The sequence below is a fragment of the Pseudoalteromonas amylolytica genome (genome assembly GCF_001854605.1).
Taxonomy (GTDB): Bacteria; Pseudomonadota; Gammaproteobacteria; order Enterobacterales; family Alteromonadaceae; genus Pseudoalteromonas; species Pseudoalteromonas amylolytica.
Genome location: NZ_MKJU01000005.1, coordinates 236,517 through 243,351, shown reverse-complemented (window position 1 = coordinate 243,351; position 6,835 = coordinate 236,517). Strand labels below are relative to the sequence as shown.

Annotated in this window: 5 protein-coding genes; 2 read left to right on the top strand and 3 right to left on the bottom strand. The window is 47.4% G+C overall.

Features of this window, described 5'->3' with window-relative positions; genetic code table 11:
- Positions 1-513 (bottom strand): IS3 family transposase (locus BET10_RS01715; protein WP_139158734.1); only part of this gene is annotated, 513 nt, incomplete at its 3' end.
- 26 nt (positions 514-539) lie between these two features.
- Positions 540-851, bottom strand: a complete 312-nt coding sequence (locus tag BET10_RS01710; protein ID WP_070983092.1) for an IS3 family transposase — start codon at positions 849-851, stop codon at positions 540-542.
- A 177-nt stretch (positions 852-1,028) separates the two neighbouring features.
- Here BET10_RS01710 and BET10_RS01705 point away from each other — a divergent pair, with 177 nt between their 5' ends.
- Positions 1,029-1,586, top strand: coding sequence for an aspartyl/asparaginyl beta-hydroxylase domain-containing protein (locus BET10_RS01705; protein WP_070983091.1), 558 nt, complete (start codon positions 1,029-1,031; stop codon positions 1,584-1,586).
- Positions 1,587-1,958: 372 nt separating this feature from the next.
- Positions 1,959-5,498 (top strand): amino acid adenylation domain-containing protein, encoded by a 3,540-nt coding sequence (locus tag BET10_RS01700; protein WP_070983104.1) that lies wholly within the window; start codon positions 1,959-1,961, stop codon positions 5,496-5,498.
- Positions 5,499-5,753: 255 nt separating this feature from the next.
- On the opposite strand, the gene BET10_RS01695 is transcribed toward BET10_RS01700, so the two are convergent.
- Entirely contained in the window at positions 5,754-6,683 is a 930-nt protein-coding gene (locus BET10_RS01695; RefSeq protein ID WP_070983090.1) for a hypothetical protein, read from the bottom strand.
- Positions 6,684-6,835: the final 152 nt, after the last annotated feature.

The following is a 6,835-nucleotide window of genomic DNA, read 5'->3' as shown; positions in this document are numbered from 1 at the left end:
TCGCTTTGGGTTACCTCGGCTTTCATAAGCCATTCTTAAAGCTTTTTTCGTTAGGTCACTGTCCGGTCGAGCTGATGTTGCCCAACCTACAACTTTGCGAGCGTAAAGGTCAATTACAACAGCCAGGTATAGCCAACGAGAACCGCACCAGACATAGGTAACATCACCACACCAAACTTGATCTGGTGCTTGTGTGCTAAATGCTCTTTTCAATAAATTAGGTATGCTTAAGTGCTCTTTTTCTGCCTTGGAATACTTATGCGTTGGCATTTGACGACTAACCAATCCCTCTTGTTTCATCAGCTTACTCACCAACCAGCGGCTCGCTTTGAAGCCTGACTTTGCGAGCAGTTGAACCAAGGTTCGTTGGCCTGCGGAGCCATGACTTAGCCCAAACCAACGTTTCATTTCGGCAATTAAACGTAGCCGCTCGGGCGCTATAGTATGTGGTGTTTCGCGCCAATATCGGTAACTACTGCGCTGTACTTTAAATACAGCACACAAACGCTTCACAGGCCAGCTCTCTTGAAGGGAGCGGATCAGCGCAAACCTTTGATGGAGTCCTGCATCAAGAGAGCTGAAGCCTTTTTTAGGATCTCATTGTCCTCTTCTAGGCGTTTGAGTTTACGCTCAAGTTCGCGGATTTTAAGTTGGTCAGGGGTCAGGGGAGTCGCACTAGTGAGGTTACCGTTACGCTCTTCTTTTAGCTGGCGTGCCCACTTATCGACAGTGGATTTACCTAATCCCATCGCCTCGGCAACGTCTCTAACAGAGCGTTGTTCATCGACGACTTGTTGAGCGACTTCGAGTCTAAATTCAGGAGAATAAGTTGGACGAGTTCTTTTTGTCATATTTGCACCTAATCAGTTATGGTGATTCTATCACCTCTAATCAGGTGGCCAAATTTATTGTGCCACTACAGGACTGATAAGCCACAGCGTATTTACTGGTCATCGCAGCTAGGTTTATGTACATTGTTTGCTCATCAGTCGTGCATTGAATGCAGCTTATATAAAGAGGATTGGCACATGCTAGATCGCGTTAAGCTAAAACTACACTTTGACCCACAGCGATTGCAAAATGACTTACACCAGTTACAACAAGAAGCGTGGATCGCTCACTTTGTAACGCAAAACTACATGGGGGAGTGGAGCGTGATCCCGCTGAGAGGCCCTGCATCAGCAACCCATCCTGTGATGATGATTTATTCAGACCCTGCCTGTACGCACTTTTCAAACACGCCATTTATCGCCGCATGTGACTACTTTCAGTCTGTACTTGATGCATTTCGGTGTCCGCTGATGGCGGCGCGTTTGATGAAATTGACTGCGGGCTCATACATCAAGGAACACACCGATCACGACTTGGCTGTGGAAAATGGCCTCGCACGCTTGCATATTCCAATAGTGACTAATGAGAAAGTTGATTTTCGTCTAAACAAACAACGTGTTGTGCTTAACCCAGGAGAATGTTGGTATCTTCGACTCAGTGACCCACACTCAGTGCTAAACGCAGGACACAGTGACCGAGTACATTTGGTACTAGATGTGCAGGTTAATGATTGGTTGTTAGAACAAATGAATTAAGGAATTAAGTGGACACCCACCCCAATTTGAACGCAGGGGTGGTTGGTCTAAGCTTTAATTTCTTCAAATTCATTTCAAACTCCAAGTTCAAGGAATGAATGATTGGGTCAACAAGCCTAAAAACGAGCAGACAGTGACACTAACCGCTGTTATTTATTACTTATCTCCCTAGTACTTCATCTGATCTGACATACAGTCCGACTAGCTTCTTTGCACCCATCAATGTAACCTATTTGTTGACAATATGTGAATGATGGTGAGCACTCTGCCAGTCATCATTTTTATCTGCGCTACCTGTACAGGTTAGGCGAGATACATTAGGAGCCCTAAATGGCATCAGCAGGGCTAATAAAAACAACAAAGGAAATTGGTATGAACAAGCGAACTCCCTCTCACTTAGAGCCTCAAAAACAGCATCATCAAGCACAGGATATGGCATCCGTGGCAATGGTATTTACCGCCCAGGCACAGCGCCACCCCAACAAAACCGCTCTGATTGATGGTACACAGGAAATCAGCTATCAGTCATTATTGCGCCGTGCAGAGGCGATAGCCGCTACACTGGCAAAGAGTAGCATTGAGCCTGGTGCAATTGTAGGTGTGTGTATGGAACGCAGCTGGGAGCTGGTGGCAACTTTGCTGGGTGTGCTCAGAGCAGGTTGCACTTATGTGCCGCTAGATCCGGCTTATCCGCGTGCTCGGATTGACTATATGCTGGCGCACAGCAAAGCCGCTGCGGTTATTGTTGATGGCAGTGCGTCGGCCGAGTTATGTCAAAGAGTGAGTACACACATTTTGCTGGCTGACGTGCTCGATGAGCCACAGTCTCTGGCAGACCCTGCATGTGATCCACAAGCACTGGCCTATGTAATTTACACCTCAGGCTCGAGCGGCGAGCCTAAAGGTGTAGCAATAACACACGCTAATGTGCTTGCCATGTGCACTACCATGGACGCGCTGCTCTGTGAAGAAGAGCTGAGCGGGGTGCTGGCTGCCACTTCGGTGTGTTTTGACCCATCAGTGATGGAGATCATCGGTACTTTATTACTCGGTGGTACGGTGCTTCTAGCAAAAAATATTCTGGCATTACCTGATCTACCGCACCTAGCACGTGTTCGGACTTGCGTCGCTGTGCCCTCGGCCATGCGGGCATTGCTCAGTGGCTATACCTTACCAAAAACGCTGCGTTGTCTGGTCTTCGGTGGTGAAGTGCTCAGTCTTGCACTGGTAAAACAAGTATTTAGCCAGCAGGAGGACCTGCGCGTAGTCAATGTCTATGGTCCGACCGAAGACACGGTGTTTTCGACGGCTGTGGAGGTGGGTGCTGATACGGAGGAAATCACTATTGGTCGACCTGTTGCGAATACTTGCGCTTACCTGCTTGATGAAGCCTTACAGCCGGTATCAGCAGGCGAAGTGGGTGAGCTGTATCTTGCAGGAGACAAGCTAGCTGCGGGTTATTTGTTTGATACACCCCGTACAGATGCGCGTTTTGTGATGCCTACACCTATTAGTGGTATTGCGCAGTCGCGCTTATATAAAACCGGCGACCTATGTCGGTGGAGCGATAAGGGTGAATTGTGTTTTATCTCCCGTGTTGATCAACAGGTAAAAATCCGTGGCTTTCGTATTGAGCTAGAAGAAATTGAAGCAGTGCTGAGTAAAATACCGGGTGTTGTGGCGGCAGCTGTGAACGTGTTGCAGGGCACTTCCGCGCAGGCCAGATTACAAGCCTGTGTTGTTTGCCAGCAAGAAGAAACCTTGAGCCCAGATGTGATTCTATCCTTCGTGGCCCGTTATTTGCCAAATCATATGGTCCCTCACAGTGTATGTTTTCTTGATGCATTGCCTTATCTACCTAACGGCAAGCTAGATCGCAATAGCCTTCCCTGTGCACCTACACGGCCGCAACAACTTAGAGCTAGTAAGGTATCAGGCTCGGAGCCAGCACTTGTTGAACTTATCTGTGATGAACTGAGTAACTTGTTGGGTCACGTAACAGAGGCTGCGAATGTGCAAACCTTTGAGCAGGCGGGACTGGATTCATTAACTACGTTGGAGCTGAGTAACCGCCTGAGTAAGGTGCTTGAATTGAACTGCTCCGTGCAGATAATTTATCAGTTTAATACGCCCCAACGTCTGGCGGCGTATCTGCAGGGGTTGTGTGGGAGTACGTCATCCCCAGTGTCTGTTGAGCCGTTACGCGATACTCTAGGAGAGTTGCAAAACCAGTTGCGCGCCAGCCATCCGACCTTTGCGCTGGCCAAAGCCCCAAGCTGGTCGGCCGCAGATAAAAGTAAGCTGGTGTGCTCTGCCACTCAGATGGTTAGCAAGCGTCGAGCCAATCCCTACAGCAAAGTCCTGCGCGACGGCAGTGGCACGCGCGGCACGGTGGCAGATGCTTATCACAATGACGCGAAAGAGGCGATTATTTGGACCACCAACTTGTATCTAGGCTTGAACCGAGATCCCGCTGTGGTTGCAGCTGCGCGTGAAGCCGTCTCTGAGTTTGGCACTGGCATGGGCACCTCTGCAGCCGCATCCGGGTTAACCGATCTGCATCTGGCGTTTGAACAACAATTTGCCACGGTGGTGGGCAAGCCCGCAGCTTGCTTGTTCCCCACCGGCTATACCGCCAACGTCGGTGCGGTTGCGGGGTTACTGGGTGACAACGATGTGGTGGTGATCGATCAGCTGTGCCATGCCTCGATTGTTGATGGTGCCCGCTTATGTGGTGCCAAAGTACGCACCTTTAAGCACAACGATGTCGATGATCTCACTACTGTGCTTGAGAGCGAAAGTTCCCCCTATCGAACTGTGTTGGTCATTATCGAGGGGGTTTACAGCATGGGTGAAGGCGCGGCGCCTGTGGCAGAAATTGTTCGTACCGCTAAGCGTTATCAGGCACTGGTTCTGGTTGATGAAGCACACTCTTTCGGGTTTTATGGTGAGCACGGGGCTGGGATCTGCGCTGAACAGGGGGTAAGCGACGAGGTTGACTTTATTATGACCACACTGAGCAAATCACTCGGCAGTCTAGGCGGCGTTGTTGCCGCGAGCACTGAGTACGTTGCTTTGCTTAAAGCTTCAGCCAGAGCCTATATTTTTCAGGCTTCTGTGAGCCCCGCAGACATCGCCGCAGCGCTGGCCGCGCTGCAACGTCTCAGTCAGGATGAGTCACTGCGTGAGCGGCTTTGGGACACGGCTCGATATATGCGGGCGCAATTCAGTGAAGCGGGCTTTGAGCTGGGCAGCGGTGACGGGCCGATAGTCACGCCCCATTTTGGTGATAAAGATAAACTGTATGCGATTGTGCAGCGTTTGTATGAAAAAGGCGTTCAGGCCTCCGCCGTGACTTATCCGATCGTAGAAAATGGCCGTGGCAGATTACGTTTTATCTGTTCAGCAGCCCATACAAAGGAAGATGTGGATACAACGCTGGTGGCATTAAAAGAATCAGTACAGGAGGTAGAAGCAGAGTTAGCCTGTTTTCCCACCGACAAAGCAAGAGATTTACACAGTGCCTGTGTATCTGACAATGGGTGGAGCAGCTTTGCTACGTATATAGAAAAGTGGGTAAAGGCACGCTCTGCAAAGGCACCTGAACTACAGCTGACGGTGAGCACACCAAGCGGTAGTCATGCTTTTTGTGTGTCTCAGAATACCGTGATAACAGGCAAGCAGGACGCGATGTGCTTGCCGATGTGCCATATCCATTGCCGCAGCGCGGATGCTGTTGCTGCATTCACCGAACGGGATGTGCAGGCGCTGCTGCGGTGTATTTGTGATGGTGAATGTGAACTGAGCGGTCAAAGCGAGGTCTTCATTTGGTTTATGGGCCGTTTACATGAATTGCCCACTGGGCTAAAGCCGTTCACTGTGATGCCTGAAGCTGTCGAGACTTTGTTATAAAACTGCTTTTATTTATACAGTTGTAATGCTAGGGCTGCGGCCAATTAGTTAATCATTACTTAATTATGGACACCCATTCCAATATGCATGTTGGGGTGGGTGTTCTTAGTTCTGGTGTCTTTAGTTCTCGCTGGGAAGTCCATAGTTCTAATTCCATCTCGTTAGAGTTACTCCTTAGGTGTCTAGAACAAAGATCCGACATGCTTATCAAAAGGAGTAATTATCAATCATTCAAATTGATATATCTTAACTAATTCAAACGAAAATAGCCTCTTTGGCTTTAGCCATTGCAGCTCTAAGTGTTTTGTCAGAATCTTTAAGTTCTAGCATCATGCTTTCAATTCTCTCTGCAGCATGCAAATCTAACAGTTCTTTTTGTTGTTTGAGCAATTCAGCATTACTGTCATCAAACACTTTGTTCGTTAATCTGTAGAATTCATTTGCCGCTTTAAACATTTCAAGGTTTGTTTCTTGAATTGCTATTTCATTGTTTTTTTCGTGCATTTCTGAATTATGAAATTTGAGTCGATTGTTAGACTCAATTTGCAAACCCAAAGTATAAGCGATTTCAATCTTACTTTCTTGTACTGCTTCATCTGCAGAAAAGCCAACAGTGAAGAACATACCGTATTGTTGAATAAAGTCATTTTTGAAAAACTCTTTTCTTGAGTACACTGACACTTCCATACCAAAGAACAAATGTAACCCAAAACCCAACGGTTGATTGCGTATGATACGCTGAGATTGTACTGAGTTAACCTCTTTAAACGACTGCATCATACCACCTATCAACGAAACAACAGTTTGTTCGATGTTGCCGATTCTACCTTTAATTGCTGGTTGTTCTTCTAGCAATGCTTTTTTTGTGGCCTCATCTGGTACGGTTTCGTTACCGGTTGGTAGGTCAGTACCAGCAACACCAGAAATTGCATCTCCTATTTTTTTCACAATCGCAATGACATTGTCTAGGCTCCATGTTGAAGTTGTTTGCCAGTCGTTAAAACGATATGCCATTACTGAATTGTTGTCCCAATCATTGTTTTGATAAAACTCGTTTTGCTTTGCAATAACCAGCTCTTGTAGGTCTGTTGTAAGCCTTTCCATATGTTTTTGCTGTTCATTGAGAAACTCGTTGAATTCACGGTTTTTCTGTGCTTCTTGCTTGATTGTATTAGCCTTGCCCATGAAAGCTCTCCTTAATGTAGGCGATAAATAGTCTGTAAAACTTTAACCTCCCCTAATGCAAAGTGCCATTACAAGCTATTACAGCTCTACGGGTAAACTTCTAAGTGACTGGAATCAATGGGGTCAGTGGAATCAATGGTGTCAGAGTCTGA